Annotated in this window: 17 protein-coding genes; 5 read left to right on the forward strand and 12 right to left on the reverse strand. The window is 70.8% G+C overall.

From position 1 onward, the window contains the following. Positions 1 to 145: 145 nt before the first annotated feature. On the reverse strand, positions 146 to 865 hold the full coding sequence (locus BLR04_RS07510; RefSeq protein WP_245740089.1) for a permease prefix domain 1-containing protein: 720 nt from the start codon (positions 863 to 865) through the stop codon (positions 146 to 148). Positions 866 to 874: 9 nt separating this feature from the next. Then, the gene (locus BLR04_RS07515; protein ID WP_176902989.1) at positions 875 to 2,230 is read right to left on the reverse strand and encodes a pentapeptide repeat-containing protein; all 1,356 of its coding nucleotides are present in this window, start codon (positions 2,228 to 2,230) and stop codon (positions 875 to 877) included. Positions 2,231 to 2,668: 438 nt separating this feature from the next. Between BLR04_RS07515 and BLR04_RS07520 the strand changes: the two genes are divergently transcribed. Further along, positions 2,669 to 3,043 (forward strand): thioredoxin family protein, encoded by a 375-nt coding sequence (locus BLR04_RS07520; protein WP_090761076.1) that lies wholly within the window; start codon positions 2,669 to 2,671, stop codon positions 3,041 to 3,043. Positions 3,044 to 3,115: 72 nt separating this feature from the next. On the opposite strand, the gene BLR04_RS07525 is transcribed toward BLR04_RS07520, so the two are convergent. From BLR04_RS07525 to BLR04_RS07535, 3 genes are all read right to left on the reverse strand, one after another. Further along, on the reverse strand, positions 3,116 to 3,886 hold the full coding sequence (locus BLR04_RS07525) for an SAM-dependent methyltransferase (RefSeq protein WP_090761078.1): 771 nt from the start codon (positions 3,884 to 3,886) through the stop codon (positions 3,116 to 3,118). Positions 3,887 to 4,043: 157 nt separating this feature from the next. Beyond that, complete coding sequence (locus BLR04_RS07530) at positions 4,044 to 5,381, reverse strand: class II 3-deoxy-7-phosphoheptulonate synthase (RefSeq protein ID WP_176902990.1); 1,338 nt, start codon at positions 5,379 to 5,381, stop codon at positions 4,044 to 4,046. Positions 5,382 to 5,472: 91 nt separating this feature from the next. Then, complete coding sequence (locus tag BLR04_RS07535) at positions 5,473 to 6,669, reverse strand: FAD-dependent oxidoreductase (protein ID WP_090761080.1); 1,197 nt, start codon at positions 6,667 to 6,669, stop codon at positions 5,473 to 5,475. Between the two features lie 156 nt (positions 6,670 to 6,825). On the opposite strand from BLR04_RS07535, the gene BLR04_RS07540 reads away from it, so the two are divergent. The 4 genes from BLR04_RS07540 to BLR04_RS07555 all read left to right on the forward strand — a co-directional run bounded on the left by BLR04_RS07540 (position 6,826) and on the right by BLR04_RS07555 (position 11,618). Then, on the forward strand, positions 6,826 to 7,545 hold the full coding sequence (locus BLR04_RS07540; protein ID WP_218128754.1) for a GntR family transcriptional regulator: 720 nt from the start codon (positions 6,826 to 6,828) through the stop codon (positions 7,543 to 7,545). A 43-nt stretch (positions 7,546 to 7,588) separates the two neighbouring features. Then, positions 7,589 to 8,401 (forward strand): hydroxypyruvate isomerase family protein, encoded by an 813-nt coding sequence (locus BLR04_RS07545; RefSeq protein WP_090761085.1) that lies wholly within the window; start codon positions 7,589 to 7,591, stop codon positions 8,399 to 8,401. A gap of 28 nt (positions 8,402 to 8,429) precedes the next feature. Further along, a complete protein-coding gene (locus tag BLR04_RS07550) occupies positions 8,430 to 9,314 on the forward strand; it encodes a 2-hydroxy-3-oxopropionate reductase (RefSeq protein WP_090761086.1) in 885 nt (294 codons plus the stop codon). A gap of 171 nt (positions 9,315 to 9,485) precedes the next feature. Then, complete coding sequence (locus BLR04_RS07555) at positions 9,486 to 11,618, forward strand: M64 family metallopeptidase (protein WP_218128755.1); 2,133 nt, start codon at positions 9,486 to 9,488, stop codon at positions 11,616 to 11,618. Here BLR04_RS07555 and BLR04_RS07560 read toward each other — a convergent pair. From BLR04_RS07560 to BLR04_RS07590, 7 genes are all read right to left on the reverse strand, one after another. Then, positions 11,562 to 12,557 carry a phosphotransferase family protein gene (locus BLR04_RS07560; protein ID WP_090761090.1) on the reverse strand — a complete coding sequence of 332 codons (996 nt, stop codon included), beginning with the start codon at positions 12,555 to 12,557 and terminating at the stop codon, positions 11,562 to 11,564. The genes BLR04_RS07555 and BLR04_RS07560 overlap by 57 nt on opposite strands. A 23-nt stretch (positions 12,558 to 12,580) precedes the next feature. Next, complete coding sequence (locus BLR04_RS07565; RefSeq protein WP_090761092.1) at positions 12,581 to 13,579, reverse strand: LacI family DNA-binding transcriptional regulator; 999 nt, start codon at positions 13,577 to 13,579, stop codon at positions 12,581 to 12,583. Beyond that, positions 13,560 to 14,969 (reverse strand): GH1 family beta-glucosidase, encoded by a 1,410-nt coding sequence (locus BLR04_RS07570; RefSeq protein ID WP_090761094.1) that lies wholly within the window; start codon positions 14,967 to 14,969, stop codon positions 13,560 to 13,562. Before BLR04_RS07570 ends, BLR04_RS07565 begins: the two co-directional genes overlap by 20 nt. Then, positions 14,966 to 15,796, reverse strand: coding sequence for a carbohydrate ABC transporter permease (locus tag BLR04_RS07575; RefSeq protein ID WP_090761096.1), 831 nt, complete (start codon positions 15,794 to 15,796; stop codon positions 14,966 to 14,968). Before BLR04_RS07575 ends, BLR04_RS07570 begins: the two co-directional genes overlap by 4 nt. Beyond that, positions 15,793 to 16,746, reverse strand: a complete 954-nt coding sequence (locus tag BLR04_RS07580) for a carbohydrate ABC transporter permease (protein WP_090761098.1) — start codon at positions 16,744 to 16,746, stop codon at positions 15,793 to 15,795. The genes BLR04_RS07575 and BLR04_RS07580 overlap by 4 nt, the downstream gene beginning before the upstream one ends. 56 nt (positions 16,747 to 16,802) lie before the next feature. Beyond that, the gene (locus BLR04_RS07585) at positions 16,803 to 18,122 is read right to left on the reverse strand and encodes an extracellular solute-binding protein (RefSeq protein WP_090761100.1); all 1,320 of its coding nucleotides are present in this window, start codon (positions 18,120 to 18,122) and stop codon (positions 16,803 to 16,805) included. A gap of 1,166 nt (positions 18,123 to 19,288) precedes the next feature. After that, positions 19,289 to 19,981 carry a CHAP domain-containing protein gene (locus BLR04_RS07590; protein ID WP_090761102.1) on the reverse strand — a complete coding sequence of 231 codons (693 nt, stop codon included), beginning with the start codon at positions 19,979 to 19,981 and terminating at the stop codon, positions 19,289 to 19,291. Positions 19,982 to 19,989 lie beyond the last annotated feature (8 nt).

The following is a 19,989-nucleotide window of genomic DNA, read 5'->3' on the forward strand; positions in this document are numbered from 1 at the left end:
ACGCTGCCTGCCGCCGTCCGTGTGCCGCGCGGCGTCTTCCTGCGCGGCCTGACCGGGCCGCCCGGCTCGGGTACAGGGGACGGCAGGTCCCGCCCGGCGGGCAGGGCCTGCTGTGCTCGTCCTCGACGGGGCGGCGGCTGTGGGGTCAGGCGCGCTCGGGGGCCGTCAGGCGCAGGCAGCGTGTCGCGCAGTAGACCTGCAGCCCCCACATCGCCGAGGTCACCAGGTTGGCCAGCGCGCCGGGCAGGGCGGCGAGGGTGTTGGGCGCGGTGGCGCCGTACGACAGCAGCAGCGCGAGCCCGCCGGTGATCGGCAGCGCGACCCAGACGAGTACGGCGAGCGACCTGATGGCCAGCCGCGGCCGGCGGATCCAGCGGGCGCCCCGGCTCAGCCCGAACAGGACGAGACCGCCGTACAGGCCGAGGGAGAGCTGGATGGCGTCGAGCACGCGCGAGACCGGCCCGTACCACGCGGGCTGGTGCAGCCAGACCTCATCGGTGGCCGGGTAGAGCCGCCACAGCACCGACCACATGACCACGGTGATCGGGAGGCTGATGAACAGCAGCGTCGCCAGCCGCCGCCCGGACGACGCGGTGAGCTCGGCCTGGTAACCGGGCGCGACCTCGGACACGTGCCCGAACTCCGCCACCGCCAGCCGCTCGGCCTCGTCACGGTCGAGCCCGCTCGCCTCCAGCGCCTCGGCGGCGTCGAACAGGCTGTCGCGCGCCTCGACGACCAGGTCACGCTTGGTGCCGTGCGGGCCGGACAGCGCGTCGCTCAGCTCGGCCACGTAGTCGTCGATGCGCATGGCCTCCAGTCTAGAGACGGAGGCGTCGGGTGCCCATCCGGGAAAGCCCTGATTCATCGCCGCTCCTCAGCGCCGGATCGCCGGGTTGGGCAGGTGGGGACGGACGCCCGCGTGCGGCGCAGAACCCCACAGCAGGGCGGCCGCGGCGACGGCCGCCAGCACCGCCAGCCAGGCTCCCGTGCGGCCCGCACGCGGGACGTGCGCGGCGAGTGTCCATAACAGGGAGGGCCACCGCTGGTGCGCGGCCCGCCGGCGCATCTCGGCGGCGGCGTACGCGAAGTCCGTCGCGGTGGCCCGGTCGCCCGCCCGCAGGCCCGCGTAGAGCGCGGCCAGCCCGTCGGCGGAGGCGTCGGGCCCGGCGGGGGCGCGCATCGACTGCTCGTCGGCCAGCGCCCGCCTGCGCGAGAACCAGCGCAGCATCGGCCAGCGCAGGCTCACCCGCATACCGCGCGGCGTGAGCGCGAACGTGCAGTCCTTGACCCGTACCCCTGACGGGTGCACCAGCCCGGCGAACCGGCACGCCGACAGGTCGAGCGTGCGCAGGCTCAGGTCGGCCGCGCTCACCTGGCGCAGCGAGGTGAGCGACGACGCGCCGCGCCCGGTCACGGTCGCGGGCCCGCGCAGGACCGCCCCTTCGAGGTCGGCCTGCGCGTCGGTGAGCCGCACCGTCGCGGGCCCCGTCACCTCCACCCCGCGCAGGTCGACGCCGCACCTCGCCACCGTGACGTCGAGCGCGCCGTCGGCGCGCGCCCTGGCCGCCGAGAGGCGTCCGGTGGCCGACAGGTACGCGTCCGCGGCGAAGTGCGCGGCGTCGAACGCGGCGTGGCCGGTCACCTTGCGGAACGACAGGGTACGGCCGAAGCGGGCGCCCCTGAAGACGGCCCCCGCGCCGAGGCGGGCGCCGTCGAACGTGGCGTAGCCGTCGAACCTGGCCCGCTCACAGGACAGCCCGTGGGAGAGGTCGGCCTGGCTGAACAGCGCGTCGCGGGCCATCACGGCCCGGTCCAGCGAGAGGTGCCCGAGCACCGGGACGCCGTGGAAGGACAGCTCGCGGGCGAAACGGGCGTCGGCCAGCGACACGTTGCCCTCGAATCGGGCGCCGAAGAAGGAGGCCAGGCGCTCGAACCGGGCGCCGTCGAGGGTGACGTCGCCGGAGAACGTGACCTCCGCCAGGCGGACGTCGCCGGTGAACGTCGCGCGCTCCATCCGGGTCCTGCCGGGCCGGCCGCGGGCGGCGTCGAGCACGCGGCTGAACAGATCACTGGAAAGGGTGGTGCCTCGCAGGTCGAGCAGGCGTCCGGGGGAGATGCCGCGCAGCGTCGCGTCGAGATGCTCGGGGCTGAGGTGGGCAAGGCAGTAGCCGGAGGGCCGGCTAGCGACTCCGGTGCAGGCAGACGAGTACGCGCAGGTGACCCAGTCCATGAACGGGTGATACCCGCACACGGCCGCGTCAAGGTTCGGCCGTTCAATGGTCCGGGTACTTAACCGGCAATTATGCGGTGCTGAATCGCGGACGATACCGCTACGCCTGCCCGATCCCTGGTTTTCGGCTGTCCATTCCTCGGTGTCGTCGGACCGCCATCGCCTGATCATGCGTCTCTCCGGGCCGCCGTCAGGACCTGGGAACGTCGGCAGCCCGGGACGGCGGATACTCCTGGCAAGCTCTCCCTTCCGGTGCGGGAAGGCTGGTCATGACCGATACGGTCGTCCGGGGGTAGGGCGCCCTTCTTCGGGAAGACCGGTCATGTGGGGCGGATGCCCGTATTCATCGGGGACACGCGCCTGAGCATGGAATGCTGGAGGCATGTGCGTGGTTGACACGCATGCACTTCAGTGACAACGACGAGCAAGGAGCCACTTGTGGCGACCATCGAAGTAACCGAGCAGAACTTCAACGACATTGCCGACAAGGGCATCGTCCTGCTCGACTTCTGGGCCGAGTGGTGCCCGCCGTGCAAGAAGTTCGGGCCGATCTTCGAGCAGGCCTCCGACAAGCACGAGGACATTACCTTCGGCAAGATCGACACCGACGCTGAGCAGGGGCTCGCGCAGGGCTTCGAGATCACGTCCATCCCGACGCTCATGGCCATCCGCGACGGCATCGTGGTCTTCTCCCAGGCCGGCGCCATCCCGGGGCCCGCGCTGGACGACCTCATCCGGCAGGTCAGGGCCCTCGACATGGACGGCATCAGGGCCGAGCTCAGCGAGGAGCTGAAGAACGCCCAGCAGAGCTGACGCCATCGCGAAGGCCCCGCCTGCCGGATCGCAGGCGGGGCCTTCGCGTGCCGTGAGTCAGGGGACGAGCCTTCAGAGCTTGCGGCCGACGCCGACGTAGCCGAAGTCGATGCGGTCGTCGACCGGCGCGTCGGGATCGTCGGGACGCCAGCCGTCCGGGAACGTCAGGCCCGGCTCGGCCAGCTCGTACCCGTCGAAGAAGCGCAGGATGCCCTCGCGGTCGCGCAGGTTCAGCGCGGCCGTGCTCCTGCGGTAGATCTCCAGGGCCTCCGGCGTGGTGTCCGGTGTCGGGTCGACGGCGTGGCTGATCACCAGGTAGCTCCCCGGCGCGCTCACCTCCCGCAGCTTCGCCACCACGTCGTAGGCGACGTCGTCCGGCATGAAGTGCAGCAGCGCCAGCATGAGGAACGCGACCGGCCGGTCGAAGTCGACCATGTCGCGCACCTTGTCGAGCAGCACGTCCGTGTCGCGCACGTCCGCCTGCAGGAAGTCGACGTTCGCCGTCCTGGCCAGCAGCGCCCGCCCGTGCACGCACACCACGGAGTCGTAGTCGACGTAGACCACGCGCGCCTCCGGCGCGATCTCATGGGTGTTGCCCTGGGTCGGCAGCCCCGCGCCGAGGTCGACGATCTGCTGCACGCCGGAGTCGGCCACGTGCCGTACGGCGCGCCGCAGGAAGTTCCGGTTCGCCCACGCGCCCTGCTTGGTGTGGGGGAACGTCTTGAGGATCTGCTCCGCCGCGGCGCGGTCGGCGGCGAAGTTGTCCTTGCCGTCGAGGTAGTAGTCGTACATTCGTGCGACATTGGGGACGTTCGGGTCGACCCCTTCCGGAGCTGTATCCACATGAACTCCCAAGATTGTTCACTTTTCGGGGTGAGCATAGCCGCGTAGCCCGACATTCACCGGGTTTCCGGCAGCTCGGCAGTGAGACGTAGATCACTAGGGAACGACGACGCCCTCCGGCCCGAGCGGGCCGGAGGGCGCGAAGGAAGCGCGGGCGTCAGCCGCGGTACAGCTCGGCCACCCGGAAGGCGAGGTCGAGCGACTGGACGCGGTTGAGCCGCGGGTCGCAGGCCGTCTCGTAGCGCGTCGCGAGGTCGGCCTCGTTGATCTCGTGGCCGCCGCCGAGGCACTCGGTCACGTCGTCGCCGGTGAACTCGATGTGGATGCCGCCCGGGTGCGTACCCAGCGCCCGGTGCACCTCGAAGAAGCCGGCCACCTCGTCGAGCACGTCGTCGACCCGCCGCGTCTTGTGGCCGCTCGGCGTCTCGAACGTGTTGCCGTGCATCGGGTCGCAGATCCACGCGACCCGCGCGCCGCTCGCGGTGATCTCCTTGACCAGGCCCGGCAGCAGGTCACGGATCTTCGAGGCGCCGAAGCGGGTGATGAACGTGAGCCGCCCCGCCTCGTTGGCCGGGTTGAGCTTCTCGATGAGCGCGAGCGCGTCGTCCGCGGTGGTGGACGGGCCGAGCTTCACGCCGATCGGGTTGCGGATCTTGGCGAAGAAGTCGACGTGCGCGCCGTCGAGCTGGCGGGTGCGCTCGCCGATCCAGACCATGTGCGCCGACACGTCGTACGGCAGGCCCGTACGCGAGTCGATGCGGGTGAGCGCCCGGTCGTAGTCGAGGATGAGCGCCTCGTGCGAGGAGTAGAACTCGACCGTGTGGAACTCCTCGGGCTCGGCCCCGCAGGCCCGCATGAACGCGAGCGCCTGGTCGATCTCGCGGGCCAGCTGCTCGTAGCGGCGCCCGGAGGGCGACCCGGCCACGAAGTCCTGGTTCCAGGCGTGCACCTGGCGCAGGTCGGCGTAACCGCCCTTGGTGAAGGCGCGGGCGAGGTTGAGCGTCACCGCCGAGGAGTGGTACGCCTTGAGCAGCCGCCACGGGTCGGGCCGGCGTGCCTCGGGGGTGAAATCGAACCCGTTGACCATGTCGCCGCGGTAGGCCGGCAGCTCGACGCCGTCGCGCACCTCGGTGGGCTTCGAGCGGGGCTTGGCGAACTGGCCCGCGACGCGGCCGATCTTCACGACCGGCACCCTGCCCGCGTAGGTCAGCACGATCGCCATCTGCAGCAGCGTCTTGAGCTTGTTGCGCACATTGTCGGCGGTGGCGCCGGTGAACGTCTCGGCGCAGTCACCGCCTTGCAGGACGAACGCCTCGCCGCGGGCTACGGCGGCCAGCTGGTCCTTCAGCTGGTCGCACTCGCCGGCGAAGACGAGGGGCGGCAGGCCGCCGAGCTCGGCGACGACTTTCTCGAGCTCGTCGGGATCGGGCCACTCGGGCTGCTGCGCAGCTTGAAGAGCCCGCCAGGAATCAAGATCCACCAGATTGCTGCTCACGAGATACGAGGGTATGCCACTGACCCGTCCGGACCGACCCCCGTGTCCACGTTGTGAGAATGCAGTTGTACGCATTCGGGACGGGCGTACGTCATGCCTCCTTGATGAGCACGTGCTCCGGCCGGACTCCGGTGCCGATGAACCGCCGCGCCAGCCGGTTCACGAACGGCAGCCCTGCCGGGTCGCGCGGCAGCCGTGGCGCGTCCGACGACCTGCTCAGCGTCGGGCTGATCACGCGGTTCTGCACGACACGCTGGGCGGCCTGGGTGACCCGGGTGGGGAACATCCGCCGCCGCTGCAGCAGGTGGAGGGTGGACTCGGGGATCGGCGCCCCCGACCGGAGCGACCCGGCGAGCAGGTTGGCGGCGGCGACGGCGTCCTGCACGGCGAGGTTGATGCCGACCCCGAACACCGGCGACATGGCGTGCGCGGCGTCGCCGATGCACAGCAGGCCTGGACGGTGCCAGCGGCGCAGCCGGTTGAGCTCGACCCTGAGCATGCTGACCTCGTCCCAGCCACCGATCTCACCGGCCCGCCCGGCCAGCCAGGGCAGCAGCTGCGCGACCGGGCGGCGCAGGGCGTCGATGTCCTGGCGTACGAGCTCGTCGTAGCCGCCCTTGGGGATGAGGTACGCCAGCTGCCAGTAGGCCCCCCTGTTGATCGCGACCATCATCTGGCCCGCGGACAGCCGCAGGAACGTGTCGCCTCGGTCGGTGTCGTGGCGGGGCAGCCGGAACCACAGCACGTCCATCGGTGCGCCGAGGTCCTGCGGGACGAGCCCGGCCCGCTCGCGCAGCACGGACGTCCGGCCGTCGGCGGCGACCGTGAGTGCGGCCCGGATCTCGTGCTCGCCCGTCGCGTCGCGGTAGCGCAGCCCCCGTACGGCGCCGTCCTCGCGGATCAGGTCGTGGGCCTCGGCGCCCATCAGCAGCCGGAACCCGGGGTAGCGCCGGGCGGCCGACGTGATCAGTTCGAGGAAGTCCCACTGCGGGACGAACGCGATGTAGTCGTACCCGCCGGCCAGTCCGCGCAGGTTCGCCAGCTGGACCTCGCCGGTGTCGGTCACGACGCTCATGGAGTAGGCCTTGCGGTGCGGGAGCTCGAGGAAGTCCTGCGCCAGGCCCAGCTCGTCGAGCACCTGCAGCGTGGAGGGGTGGATCGTGTCGCCCCTGAAGTCGCGCAGGAAGTCATGGTGTTTCTCCAGCAGCGTCACCTCGACGCCCGACCTGGCCAGGATCAGGGCGAGCATCGCACCCGCCGGCCCGCCGCCCGCTATCACGCATCCCATAATTCATCACCCCATGAAATAGTCGCACGCCGCACGAAAACCGCCAAGGGGTTCGACATGCCCTGAGCCCTTGCCGACAACCTCTCCCGGTTCGTAAGGGCGGAACAAGGCGACGGATATTGACAGACGCGCATACTTGTCTGACGATTTGCGACGATGGAGGGGAAACACGTGGACAGCCAGGGCAGCTTTCCGCTGGGACCGTCGTCCCTGACTGAGGCGTTGTACGAATCCGTGCGCAAGCGGATCGTCAACGGCGAGATCGCTCCGGGGGAGAAGCTCACCGAGGTACGCATCGCGAGCGAGTACAACGTCGCGCGCCCGACCGCCAAGGCGTGCCTCGAGCGGCTGACGGCGCTCGGCCTGCTGCGCCGTTCGGTGCACAAGACCGCGGTCGTCCCGAAGCTCGACGAGGACGAGATCCGCGACCTCTACTTCAGCAGGGAGACCGTGGAACGCGCCGCCGTCGCCGCGCTCGCGCGCCGCGGCGTCGTGCCGCCCGCCGCCGTGCGCGCGCAGGCGGCGATGAAGGCGGCCGCGACCGACATGGCCTTCGAGAACCAGGTGGAGGCCGACATCGCCTTCCACGCCGCGCTCGTCACCGGGGTCGGGAGCCGCCGCCTGGCGCGCATGCACGAGGTCATCCTCGGCGAGATCCACCTCACCATGGGGCAGTTCCAGGCCCACCGCACGACCCACCCGATGAACGTCGCCCGCGAGCACGACGACATCCTCAAGGCCATCGAGGACGCCGACCCCGAGGCCGCGCAGCAGTGCCTGACCCACCACCTCGATCAGGCGCAGGACCGCCTGATCGGCCAGCTGCGCAGGGAGGGCGGGGCCGTGGCGGAGCCCTCGCGGGAGGCCCCGGCCTGAGCGTTCGCGACACCCACCCACACCCCTCGACGAAGGACGGCTCATGTCTGCACCGGCGGTCTCCTGGACCGTGAACTGCTCCATCCTCTACACCGACCGCCCGCTCCTCGAGCGGCCCGCCGCCGCGGCCGCCGACGGGTTCACCGCCGTCGAGTTCTGGTGGCCGTTCGCCGAAGCGGTCCCGGCCGACCACGAGGTGGACGCGTTCGCGCGCGCGATCGAGGACGCGGGCGTGCGGCTGACCGGCCTCAACTTCTTCGCGGGCGACATGCCGGGCGGTGACCGCGGCCTGGTCTCCTGGCCGGCCAGGACCTCCGAGCTGCTCGACAACATCCCGGTGGTGGCCGCGATCGGTGAACGCCTCGGCTGCCGGTCGTTCAACGCCCTGTACGGCAACCGGCTCGACGGCGTCAGCGCCGCCGAGCAGGACGAGCTCGCCGTCGAGAACCTCGCCGCGTGCGTGCGCGGCGTCGCCGCGATCGGCGGCACCGTGCTGCTCGAACCGGTGAGCGGCGCCCCGCGTTACCCGCTGCTGCGCGCCGCCGACGCCGTGGCCGTCATCGACCGGGTCACCGATGTGGCGGGCGGGGGCATCGGGCTGCTCGCCGACTTCTACCACCTCGCCGTGAACGGCGACGACGTGCCCGCCGTCATCGACGCTCACGCCGACCGCATCGCCCACGTGCAGATCGCGGACGCGCCGGGCAGGGGCGCGCCCGGCACCGGCACGCTGCCCCTCGACCGCTGGATCGGGCGGCTCCACGCTGCCGGCTACCGGGGCCGTGTCGGTCTGGAGTACCTCCACGCCGGACCCGGCACCTTCGACTGGCTGGCCCGCGAACACCGCGCCGGCTGATCCACCCACGACAGGACGGATTCACCTCGTGACCACCATCGCCTTCATCGGACTCGGCATCATGGGCAGCCCCATGTCGGTGAACCTGGTCCGGGCGGGCCACACCGTCACCGGATACAACCGCACCCCCGCCAAGGCGGCCCCGCTCGTCGAGGCCGGCGGCCGCGCCGCGGCGTCGATCGCCGAAGCGGTCCGCGACGCCGAGATCGTCGCCGTCATGGTGCCCGACTCTCCCGACGTACGCGACGTGCTGACCGGCGTCGACGGCGTCTTTCGCCACGCCGAGCCGGGCACGCTGATCATCGACTTCTCCACGATCCGGCCCGACGTCACCACCGAGCTGGCCGAGGCGGCGCGGGCCCGCGGTCTGCGTCCGCTCGACGCCCCGGTCTCCGGCGGCGAGGCGGGCGCCAGGAACGCCGCGCTGTCCATCATGGTCGGCGGGGAGGCGGCCGACTTCGAGGCGGCCAGGCCGGTCTTCGACGCGGTCGGCAGGACCGTCGTCCACGTCGGCCCCAGCGGCTCGGGGCAGACCGTCAAGGCGGCCAACCAGCTCATCGTCGCCGCCCACCTCCAGGCGCTCGCCGAGGCGGTGGTCTTCCTGGAGGCGCACGGCGTCGACCTCGACGCGGCCCTGGACGTCCTCGGCGGCGGGCTGGCCGGATCCGCCGTGCTGGCGCAGAAGCGCGGCAACATGGCGACGCGCACGTTCGAGCCGGGTTTCCGTGTCGAACTGCACCACAAGGACCTCGGCATCGTGACGTCGGCCGCCCGGGAGGCAGGGATCGCCCTGCCGTCGGCCGCCCTGGTCGCCCAGCTGGTGGCGGCGGCGAACGCGGCCGGCGACGGCGCCCTCGACCACTCCGCGCTGCTGCGCGGCGTCGAACGCCTGTCGGGCCGCCTGCACCCGTGAGGTCGCCCGCGATGCCCCAGGCGTGATCGAATCGAGATTGACGCGCCGCCTGTATGCCGGATAGTGCATAACATGCGTATATTTGCGGCTCTTGTGCTAGCCGCTGCCACATTATCCCCGGCGGTCGCATCCGCCCAATCCGCCGAGCCGGGGACGGCCACGGTCGTCCCCGTGCAGGTGACAGGAAGCCCGGCGAAACGGTTCAACCTCATCGTCATGGGCGACGGCTACACCGAGGCCGAGCAGGACAAGTTCCGCGCCGACACCGACCGCCACCTCAACGTCATGTGGTCGATCGAGCCGTTCAAGTCGTACCGGAACTACATCAACGTCTACCGGATCGACATCGTCTCCGGCGAGTCGGGCGTCAGCTGCGACCCCGGCCTGGACGCGCCACGCAGGACCACCCCGCTCAGCATGGGCTTCTGGGGCGGCTGCAACCCGAACAGCGTCCAGCGGCTGATCACCGTGAACAACACCGCCGCCAACACCTACGCGAACCTGGTCTCCGGCACCACCACTGGCAACCGGCAGATCCTCGCCCTCGCCAACAGCGCCACGTACGGCGGCGCCGGCGGCTCGTACGCGACCGCCTCAGGCAGCAACAGCATGTCGGCCCTGATCAGCCCGCACGAGCTGGGCCACTCCCTGGGCGGCCTCCAGGACGAGTACGACTACTACCAGCGCGGCGTCCCCGGCGACACCTACACGGGCCAGGAGCCGTCCAGCGCCCACCACACCCTGCTCACCGAGCAGCAGATGCTCGACCAGCGCCGCAAGTGGTGGCGCTGGGTCGGCGAGGAGAGCGAGTCGGGCGGCAGGATCGGCCGCTTCGAGGGCGGGCTGTACTACACCAAGGGCGTGTGGCGGCCGAGCGAGCACTCTCTCATGAAGACGCTCGGCTACTACTACGACCAGGTGAGCCGCGAGGTCATGGTCCAGCGGATCACCGCCAAGACCATGGTGATCCAGGACTCCACCCCCACGGACGCGCCGGTCGGCGCCGACCGCGTGCTGTGGGTGGAGCCGATGCGCCCGGTCAGCCACTCCCTGACCACCACGTGGACCGTGGACGGCGAGCGGATCGACGGCGACCGCGACTCCCTCGACCTGCGCACGCTGGAGCTGTCGCCCGGCACGCACACGGTCACCGCCACGGTCACCGACCCGACGGACTACGTCCGGGACCCGGCGATCCGCGACGCCATCGCCCGCACCCGCACCTGGACGGTCGACACCGCGATCACCACCCCGCCGGACGGCGTCGAGCCGGAGATCGTCTCCTCCACCCCGACCACGCACCCGGTCAGCCGTGACGAGGTCGTCTACGTCGAGACCACCCACCCGGCCACGACCGTCCCGCAGGTCACCTGGACCCTGGACGGCGACCGCCACGAGGGAGCCGAACTCGACCTCGGCACGCTCGACCTCGCCGCAGGCACGCACACGCTCACCGCGAGCCTCGGCGGGCAGACGCTGACCTGGACGGTCGACGCGACCGCGCCGACCACGGGCTACGAGCTGTCGGAGCCCCTCGCCAGGTCGGGGGACACCTACGTCTACAACGGCCCGTTCAGCATGCGGCTCACCGGCGAGGACGACCACGACGGCTACGTGGTCTCGGAGTCGCGGGTCGACGGCGACGGCTGGTTCAACTACTTCGGCTGGCCGACCTCGTCCGAGCTGCCGTGGACGTTCACCGAGAAGGGCACGGAGATCGACTCCCTCGTGTACGGCAAGCTGCCGCGCGGCCGGCACACGATCGAGTACCGCTCGATCGACGCCGCAGGCAACGCCGGCACGCCCGGCGCCTTCACCGTCACCACGATCGCCCCGCCGCCCGCCTGCACCCGCACGGTCACCGGCGCCCACCGCGGCCCGCTCACGGTCACCGACGGCGTCACCTGCCTGGACGGCGCCCAGGTGAGCGGCCCCGTCACGGTCGGCAGCGGCGCGTCGCTGGTGGTCAAGGGCGGCCGGATCGCCGGCGCGCTCAGCGCGACCGCCCCCGAGGCCGTCCACCTGCTCGGCGCCACGGTCACGGGCGCGGTCAGCGTGACCGGCGCGCGCGAGCTCACCGTCGTCGGCGCGCAGCTGACCGGCGCCGCCGTGCTGACCGGCAACACGGCGCCCATCCTGTCGGGCACCACCGTCAAGGGCGCGCTGTCCTGCTCGGGCAACACGCCCGCGCCGGTGGACCTCGGCGTGCCGAACACCGTCAAGGGCGCCGGTCAGTGCTCCGGCGACCTACCGCAGGGTCCCCGAGGACGCGTGTACGAGGCGGTCCAGGACCCCGTCAAGTGAGCTGAGCGCGAGGTCGCGGACCCTGGCGTACTCGTCCGGCGGGTACTGCCGGGGTCCGTTCTCGACCAGCAGGATGAGGTAGAGGTAGGCGCGGTAGAGGTCGAGCCGCACCAGCGCCGCGGGGGTGAGCTCCAGCGGCGTCACCTCGCGGTAGCCCGCCAGCAGCGGGTCGTCCTCCGCGAGCTCGCCGAAGATCGTCGGGGTGACGAGGTCGGCGAGCGGGTCACCCCAGAAGGCCCGCTCGTGGTCGATGAGGGCCTGGATGCGCGGCGGGCCGCTCAGGTCGAGGAAGACGTTGCCCTTCCAGGCGTCGAAGTGCACCAGCCGCGGCGTCGTCACCTCGTCCAGCACGGGCGCCGCGGCCTGGAACACCGCCATGAGGTCCGCGGCAGGGCGCGGCAGCGGCGTCGGCCAGCGCTCGGTGTCGCCGAGCAGCGCCGCCACCATCGCGAGGAACGCCTCCCGCCACGTGGCGCCCACGATTCCGGCGTACGGGTAGCCGAACCGCTCGCCCGTCACCCCGTTCAGCCGGGCCAGGAGACGGCCCAGCTCGCGGCGCACCTCGCCCTCGTCGTCCGGCGTGGTGTCGTTCCACGACACCCCGTCGAGCGCGGTCAGGAACAGGTAGTCGCCGCCCAGCTCCGGGTCGTCGAAGCCGGCCCGCAGCAGCGGCGCGACAGGGACGCCCGCCTCGAGCGCCAGGCCTATGGCGGCGGCCTCGGTGCGCAGCAGGTCGCGTTCGTAACTGAGCTGGTCGAGGTCGGGCGGGGGCGACAGCTTGAGCACCACCTCGCGCCCGTCGCTCAGCCGCAGCCGCCAGACGGCGTTGGCCAAGCCGTCGGTCAGCTCGGTCGCGGCCGTGACGCCCGTGCCCAGCGCCCGTCGCGCGAGCGCGTCGAGCTCGGCGCCCGTCAGGCGCCGCTTGGTCCTGCTGTCCATCAGGTTCTCCCGAGGGGGGCGGATCAGGCGGATTCGCGGTGTACCAGGTGCGTGTCGAGGATCACGACCGGCTGGTGCAGTTCCTCGCCGTGGATGCGGGCCACGAGCAGCCGCGCCATCTGCCGGCCCATCGCCTCGGTCGGCTGGTGGACGCTGGTCAGCGGCGGCTCGGCGTGCAGCGCCGCCTTGGAGTCGTCGAACCCGATCACCGCCACGTCGCCCGGGATCGCGCGCCCCTCGCTCTTCAGCACGCGGACCGCACCCAGTGCCATCAGGTCGGACGCGGCGAACACGGCGTCGATGCCGGGATGCGCACGCAGCAGCTCGGTCATCGCCGCCGCGCCGCTGCGCTCGGAGAAGTCGCCGTAGGCCACCAGCTCCGGCAGGCCGGAGGGCAGCAGCGCGTCGCGGTAGCCGGCCAGCCGGTCGACGCCCACCCCCATGTCCTGAGGGCCGGCGATGGTGGCGATCTGCGAACGGCCGAGGCCCAGCAGGTGTTTGACCGCCTGCCGGGCGCCCGCCCGGTTGTCCATGTCGACGTAGCTGTAGGGGGAGAGGCCGACGGGCCGGCCGCCGAGCACGGTCGGCACCCCCATGCTCTCGAGCCTGTCCGGCAGCGGGTCGGCGCCGTGCAGCGACAGCAGCAGCACGCCGTCGACGTGCTGGCCGGACAGGTAGGCCTCCAACCGCTCGTGCTCCTCGGGCGTGCGGGCCATGGCGAGGATGAGCTGCAGCCCCGTCTCGGCCAGCGCCGAACCGATGCCGCGGATCGTGCCCGCGAAGTACGGCTCGTCGAAGACGCGCAGCTGCGACTCCGACACCACGAGCGCCACCGTGTCGGTGCGGCGCGTGACGAGCGCCCGCGCCGCGCGGTTGGGTACGTAACCCAGCTCGCGGATGGCCTGCTCGACCGCCTCTCGGGCCTTGGCGCTGACGTTGGGGGAGCCGTTGATGACTCTCGACACCGTGCCCCGGCCCACCCCGGCCCGAGCAGCGACTGCCTCAAGAGTCGGTCGGTTCATGGCGCCTATTCTGCCGGATGATCTCCGCGTACCGGAGAGCGCTGTCCTTCAGCAGCCGCTCCTGCGTCTCGAAGTCCACGTGGACGAGACCGAAGCGCTTGCCGTAACCCCAGGCCCATTCGAAGTTGTCCATCAAGGACCAGGCGAAATAGCCCTGCAGCGGCACACCGAGGTCGATCGCCCGCCTGCAGGCGGCAAGATGGGACTCCAGGTAGGCCTGCCGTTCCCGGTCGTGAACCCGCCCGTCGACGAGCACGTCGTCGAAGGCGGAGCCGTTCTCCGAGATCACCATCGGGATCGCCGGGTACTCCCGCTGGACCCTCGTGAGGATCTCCACCAGGCCGTCCTCGTCGATCTCCCAGCCCATCGCGGTGACCGGCCGGCCGCCGTTGACGAACGACACGTGCTCGCTGCCGACCCACGGCGAGGCCGTGTCGGTGGGGGCCGCGGCCGCCGAGGCCCGTCCGCCCGGCTCGCCCGACACCGTGAAGCGGCTGTAGTAGTTGACGAGCAGCACGTCGATCGGGGCGTTGACGGTCTTCATGTCGCCCGGCTCGATGAAGTCGAGATCCATGGCGAGGTCGTCGAGCACGTCCTGCGGATAGCGGCCGAGCAGGAGCGCGTCCAGGAAGAACCGGTTCTGCAGCCCGTCGACGCGGCGGGCCGCGTCGAGATCGCGCTCGCTGTCGGTGGCGGGGGAGATCGCGTACAGGTTCACGCAGCCGCCGACCCGCCGGGCGTTCATGGCCTGGACGGCCAGCCCGTGGGCGAGGTTGAGGTGGTGCGCGCCCCTGATGGCGTTCTCCGGCTCACGCCGTCCCGGGGCGTGCTCGCCCGAGGCGTAACCGAGGAACGCGGCGCACCAAGGCTCGTTGACGGTGCTGAACGTGTCGACGTGGTCCTTGAGGGCGTCGTGCACGGCGGCCGCGTACTCGGCGAAGCGGTAGGCCGTGTCACGGTTGGGCCAGCCGCCGCGGTCCTCCAGCTCCTGCGGCAGGTCCCAGTGGTAGAGGGTCAGCCAGGGAGCGATGTCGTGGCGGCGCAGCTCGTCGGTGAGCCGCTTGTAGAAGTCGAGGCCCTTGGTGTTGACCGGGCCAGAGCCGCCCGGCTGGATCCGCGGCCACGAGACCGAGAAGCGGTAGGCCGACAGGCCCAGCCGCGCCATCAGCGCGACGTCCTCCCGGTAGCGGTGGTAGTGGTCGATGGCCACGTCGGCGTGGTGGCCGCCGAGGACCCGGCCCGGGATCTTGGTGAAGGTGTCCCAGACGGACGGGCCACGCCCGTCCTCGGCGACGGCGCCTTCGATCTGGTAGGCCGAGGTCGCCGCGCCCCACGCGAACTCCGCGGGGAAGCGCAGCCCGGCGAGCGCCGGTTCCTCTTGTGTCGTCACGCCTTGACCGCACCTTCCATGAGTCCGCCGACGATCTGCCGGCCGAACACGACGAACACCGCGATGAGCGGGATGATGGACAACGCCGTCCCGGCGAAGATCAACGTGTAGTTGGTGGAGAACCGCGCGTTCAGCGAGGTGATCGCGATCTGCACGGTGGGGTTGTCCGGGGTGAGCACGATCAGCGGCCACATGAAGTCGTTCCACATGAGCATGAACGTGTTGATGCCGAGCACGGCCATGCCGGGGCGCACCGCGGGGAGCACGACGTTCCACCAGATGCGCAGCGTGGCGGCGCCGTCCACCCGGGCGGCCTCGACCAGCTCCATCGGCACGGCCTGGCGCGTGTACTGCGTCATCAGGAAGACGCCGAACCCGTTCAGCAGGTACGGCAGGATGACCGCCTTCAGGGTGCCCGTCCACTCCATGCTGACCATCAGCCGGTAGAGCGGCACGACGCCCATCTGCTGCAGCGGCACCGCCATCGTCAGCAGGACGAGCAGCAGCAGCACGTTCTTGCCCTTGAAGGCGAGGTTCGCGAACGAGAACCCGGCCAGCGTCGAGATGATGACGACCGAGACCGTGACGATGCTCGCCACGACGAACGAGTTCGTCAGGCCCAGCAGGAACTTCGCGTCCTCGTTGTTGAGCACGGCGACGATGTTCTCGCCGAGGTTGCCGCCCGGCAGGAACGGCGGCGGCACGGCCACCGCGTCGGCGTTCGTGCGTGAGGCGATCACCAGCATCCAGTACAGCGGGAACGCCGACAGGAGGACGGCGACCCCCAGCATGACCCTGGTGAAGACGGTCGGTGACCAGTTGGTCATTTGGTGCCCCCGATCCTGCGCACGACCAGGAAGTTGACGAGCGCGCCGATGAGGATGAGCAGGAACAGCAGCCAGGCGGCCGCGGCGGCGTAGCCGTAGTCGAACTCGCGGAAGCCCTGCTTGACGATGAACATGGCCACCGTCTGGAACTGGCCCTGCGAGCCGCCGTCGACGTTGCCGTTGTAGAACGTGGTCGGCTCGGAGAACAGCGTCAGGCCGCCGATCGTCGAGTTGAGCACCACGAAGATCATGGTCGGGCGCAGCATCGGCAGCGTGATCTGCCAGAACTGGCGGCGCCGCGAGGCCCCGTCGATCGCGGCGGCCTCGTACAGGTCGCGCGGGATCGTCTGCATGCCGGCCAGGAAGATGATCGCGTTGTAGCCGGTCCAGCGCCAGTCGACCATGGTGGCGATCGCGAGCCAGGACGGGATGCGCTCGGCCCGCCAGTTGGTGGCGTCGACGCCGAACCAGCTGAGGATGTAGTTGACCAGGCCCCAGTCGCGGGCGAACAGCTGCGTGAACACCACCGCCACCGCGACCACCGACGTGACGAGCGGGAGCAGCACGCTCATCCGGATCGCGAGGCGGAGGCGGAAGCGCTTGTTCAACGCGTTGGCCAGGAACAGCGCCAGCAGCATCTGCGGGACGGTCGCGAGGACGAACATGCCGACCGTGTTGACCACGGCGTTCCAGAAGTCCTCGTCGACGAGCAGCGCGGCGTAGTTGCCCAGCCCGGTCCACTCGGTGGTGCCGGCCAGGTCGTAGTCGTAGAGCGAGTAGTAGAGCGTGAACGCGAGCGGGAACAACCCGAAGGCGGCGAACAGCAGGAAGTACGGGGACACCAGGACGTACGGCATCGCCTTGACGTCCACGCGGGAACGCCAGCGGCGTCCTGGCGGGTGGTCGCGGCGAGGGGTCCGCGCCGTCCGTGGAAGGGTGTCGAGGCTCATCACAGACCTTTCAGCGGCGAAAGCCCGGCCCGCCCCCTGGCGGGCCGGGCGGAGGATCAGCCCGCGGCCTTCACCGCGTCGTCGACCAGCTGCTGCCAGGCCTTGTCGTAGGCGACGGAGCCGTCGTCCATGCCCTGGACGACCGACTCGATGGCGGACTTGACCTGGGCGTGCTTCACACCCAGGAACACCGGCTGGAGGCTGGCGGCGGACTTGGCGAAGATCTCACCGATGGGAGCGTCGTTGAAGAACTCGTTCTTCGCGCTCTGCACCGCCGGGTCCTGCTGGGCCTTGACGTTGCTCGGCATGTTGCCGAAGTCGGTGAAGATGCTCGCCTCGGTCTGCGCCTGCGTCAGGTAGTCGGCGACCATGGCCGCCTCCTTCGGGTGCTTCGACTGCTTGGGCACCGCGAGCCAGGAGCCGCCCCAGTTGCCGCCGCCGCCGGGCACCGACGCGACGTCCCACTTGCCCTTGCCGTCCTCACCGGCGTTGTCGCTGACCGCGCCGAGCATCCAGGACGGGCAGCCGAGCGTGGCGAACGAACCCTTCTGGATGCCCGCCGCCCACTCGTCGGTGAAGTTGCGCAGCTTCGCCGTCAGGCCCTGCTCGGTCAGCTTCTGGGCGAAGTCGAAGGCCGTCCTGACCGCTGCGTTCTTGTCGACGATGAGGTTGTTCTGCTGGTCGAAGTAGGTGACGTTGCCGTTCTTGGCCGCCTCCTGGTACAGCACCACCTGGTACAGCGTGTTGGTGCCGTCGGCCCACTTGCTGTCCTTGACCTTGGCCTGGAACTGCTGGCCGACCTTCAGGAAGTCGTCCCAGGTAGGCCACAGGGCGCCGACCTCGTCGCGGTCCGTGGGCAGGCCGGCCTTCTCGAACAGGTCCTTGCGGTAGCACAGGCTCATGCCGCCGATGTCGGTGCCGAGGCCGAACAGCTTGCCGTCGGCGGTGACGCCGTTCTCCCACTTCCAGGCGGGGAAGTCGGCCTTGCGGGACTCCAGGCCGTGCTCCTTCAGGTCGGCCCACCACTCCGGGTGCGCCTTGGCCAGGCCCATGCCGCCCTCGTCGATGCCCACCACGTCGCCGGCGCCCGTGCCGGAGGTCAGCCACTGGATCATCTGCGGCCAGTACTGCTGTTCGAACTGGTCGGTGAGGTGCTCTTCCTTGATCTGGATATCCTTGTGCTCGGCGTTCCACTTCGTGATGGCGTTCTTGTAGCCGAAGTTGCTGCCGCCGCCGAAGGTCTGCACGCGGATGGTGACCGGGCCTGAGCTGGTGGGCTCGCTGGAGCCTGAGCCGGAGCCACAGGACGCTACGGCCAGCGTGGCCGCAGCCAGGGCCGTGGCCGCGGCCATGCCGCGACGCTTGCTGATCAACATGGGTTGACCCCTTCTGGGTGAACATGGGAGACGGCACCGCGGTAGCGCCTCCGCGGTGGGGGGTTTTGGGAGCGCTCCCACAAAGGGTGCACTCACGCGGTCTGTGCGTCAATGCCACGTCACCCAACCGTTACCAAGGGCCGGTTTGTGAGGCGTGAGACCGGACTTAAGGGCATATAAAGCCATAAAAGGTATATTGGGAGCGCTCCCAGGCCACATGGTGGATTTCGCACCGCCCAGAGTTCACCAACCCCAGTGGCCCCACCCGTATCGGGCCGGCCGCGCGCCGCAAGGCGCCCCCGACGAAAAGGGCAGGCGCCTCAGGGGCCGGGCGGGCGATCGAGGTGGCCGTTCGGTACGAGCCCGCGTCCGGAGCGGCCGGACGCGTGCGGTAAGTGGCCCCGGTGCGGCGGCACGTGCCTCTGGGGCGCGTGGTCAGGGTGGCCGTTCAGGGACGTGTCCCCGTTCGAGGGGTGCGGGGTGCGTGAGCGGGGGCCCCGGTGTGTGGGCAGGTGTCTCAGGGGGCGGGCAGCGTCGGGGTGCGGCGGGGCTGCTGGAGGCGGTCGGGTGCGTGAGGCGCGCGTCTCGGCGAAGGGGGCAGGTGCCGCTCGGTGCGAGCGCCTGCGTTCTGGACGTGCCCGCGTTCGGGGTGGTCGGGTGCGTGCGGCGCGCGGGCCCGGTGTGGGGGGCAGGTGTCTCAGGAGGGCGGGCAGCGTCGGGGGTGGCCGTCGGAGAGGCGCGCGCAGGTGAAGGGGGCAGGTGCCGCGCCTGCACTTGGCTCACCGCCACCGCCAAGGAATGGGCGATGGAACACCGGAAGAGGCCGTCAAGGCCACCGACCAGATGTTCGCCGTCAAGGGGCAACTTGGGCGGCGTGGTTGGCGGTGGCCGTCGGGCGAGGGCGCGGGTGGGAGGTGCTCGCGTTCGGGGTGGCCGGGTCGAGCGCCCCGGTGTGGGGCGGGTGGCTTCGGGGGAGGGGGCCGGCGGCGTCGGGGTGGTCGTGCCGGACGTACTCGCGGGAATGTCGCTGTGTTGTGAGGCGCGCGCCCCTGCGAAGGGGGCGCGCGCCTCAGGGGGATGGGGGCAGGTCAGCCTGGTTGGGAGCGGCTGGCCGGACCGGCTTGCGGCCGGGGGCGGACGCGTGGGGTTGGGGCCTCAGAGGGGGGTCAGGCGGCGTAATCGGGGTAGCCGTAGCCGACGACCTGGGACTTCGGGCGGACGCGCTCCTCGACGCGGCCCCTGCCGGTGTTGCCCTCGATCGTGGTGATCGTGCCGTCGCCGTTGTCCTTCTCCACGAAACCGACGTGGTTGATGTCGCGGATCCTGTCGCTGCCGCTCCAGGAGAAGAAGACGACCGAGCCGGGCTTGGCAACGTCGCCGAACCGGCCGTTGTTCTTGAACCACTTCGCGTGGGCGACGGTGTAGGCGTCCCAGCCGATCTGCGAGCGGGCGCCGGCCTTGTCGCCGACCCATGAGACGAACATGGCGCACCAGGCCGCGTTCAGGTAGTCGGCGCGGGTGCCGCCGTCACGGGCGATGGTCTCGGCCGCGCGCTGCGAGCGGGAGTACCACCGCTGGTACGGGGTGCCGCCGCCGACGGAGTTCTCCGAGGTGCCGATCTGCGACTTCGCCAGGGCCAGCACCTGCTGGGCCGTGACGGTGATCTTCTCCTTCTCCGACTTGACCCGCACGTCCTCGGAACGGTCCGCGAGCACCGGCGCCGCGTGGGCGGCCGGGTGGGGGAGGGCCTCGGCGTGCGCGACAGCGTTGACGCCGAGGACGGTGGAGACGACGGTCGCGCCGAGGACGGCGCGGGCGAGGTTCTTCTTCGAAGCAGCAAAAAGGGAATGCTTGGCCATCGAGGGGG

The organism is Nonomuraea maritima (assembly GCF_900100395.1).
GTDB classification, from domain to species: Bacteria; Actinomycetota; Actinomycetes; order Streptosporangiales; family Streptosporangiaceae; genus Nonomuraea; species Nonomuraea maritima.

What these genes read in the sequence shown, in the direction of transcription:
- BLR04_RS07565 (WP_090761092.1), bottom strand. Translation starts at nt 13,579, where the DNA reads ATGAACCGACCGACTCTTGAGGCAGTCGCTGCTCGGGCCGGGGTGGGC.
- BLR04_RS07510 (WP_245740089.1), bottom strand. Translation starts at nt 865, where the DNA reads ATGAATCAGGGCTTTCCCGGATGGGCACCCGACGCCTCCGTCTCTAGA.
- BLR04_RS07580 (WP_090761098.1), bottom strand. Translation starts at nt 16,746, where the DNA reads ATGAGCCTCGACACCCTTCCACGGACGGCGCGGACCCCTCGCCGCGAC.
- BLR04_RS07575 (WP_090761096.1), bottom strand. Translation starts at nt 15,796, where the DNA reads ATGACCAACTGGTCACCGACCGTCTTCACCAGGGTCATGCTGGGGGTC.
- BLR04_RS07590 (WP_090761102.1), bottom strand. Translation starts at nt 19,981, where the DNA reads ATGGCCAAGCATTCCCTTTTTGCTGCTTCGAAGAAGAACCTCGCCCGC.
- BLR04_RS07545 (WP_090761085.1), top strand. Translation starts at nt 7,589, where the DNA reads ATGTCTGCACCGGCGGTCTCCTGGACCGTGAACTGCTCCATCCTCTAC.
- BLR04_RS07560 (WP_090761090.1), bottom strand. Translation starts at nt 12,557, where the DNA reads ATGGACAGCAGGACCAAGCGGCGCCTGACGGGCGCCGAGCTCGACGCG.
- BLR04_RS07515 (WP_176902989.1), bottom strand. Translation starts at nt 2,230, where the DNA reads ATGGACTGGGTCACCTGCGCGTACTCGTCTGCCTGCACCGGAGTCGCT.
- BLR04_RS07540 (WP_218128754.1), top strand. Translation starts at nt 6,826, where the DNA reads ATGGAGGGGAAACACGTGGACAGCCAGGGCAGCTTTCCGCTGGGACCG.
- BLR04_RS07535 (WP_090761080.1), bottom strand. Translation starts at nt 6,669, where the DNA reads ATGGGATGCGTGATAGCGGGCGGCGGGCCGGCGGGTGCGATGCTCGCC.
- BLR04_RS07585 (WP_090761100.1), bottom strand. Translation starts at nt 18,122, where the DNA reads ATGTTGATCAGCAAGCGTCGCGGCATGGCCGCGGCCACGGCCCTGGCT.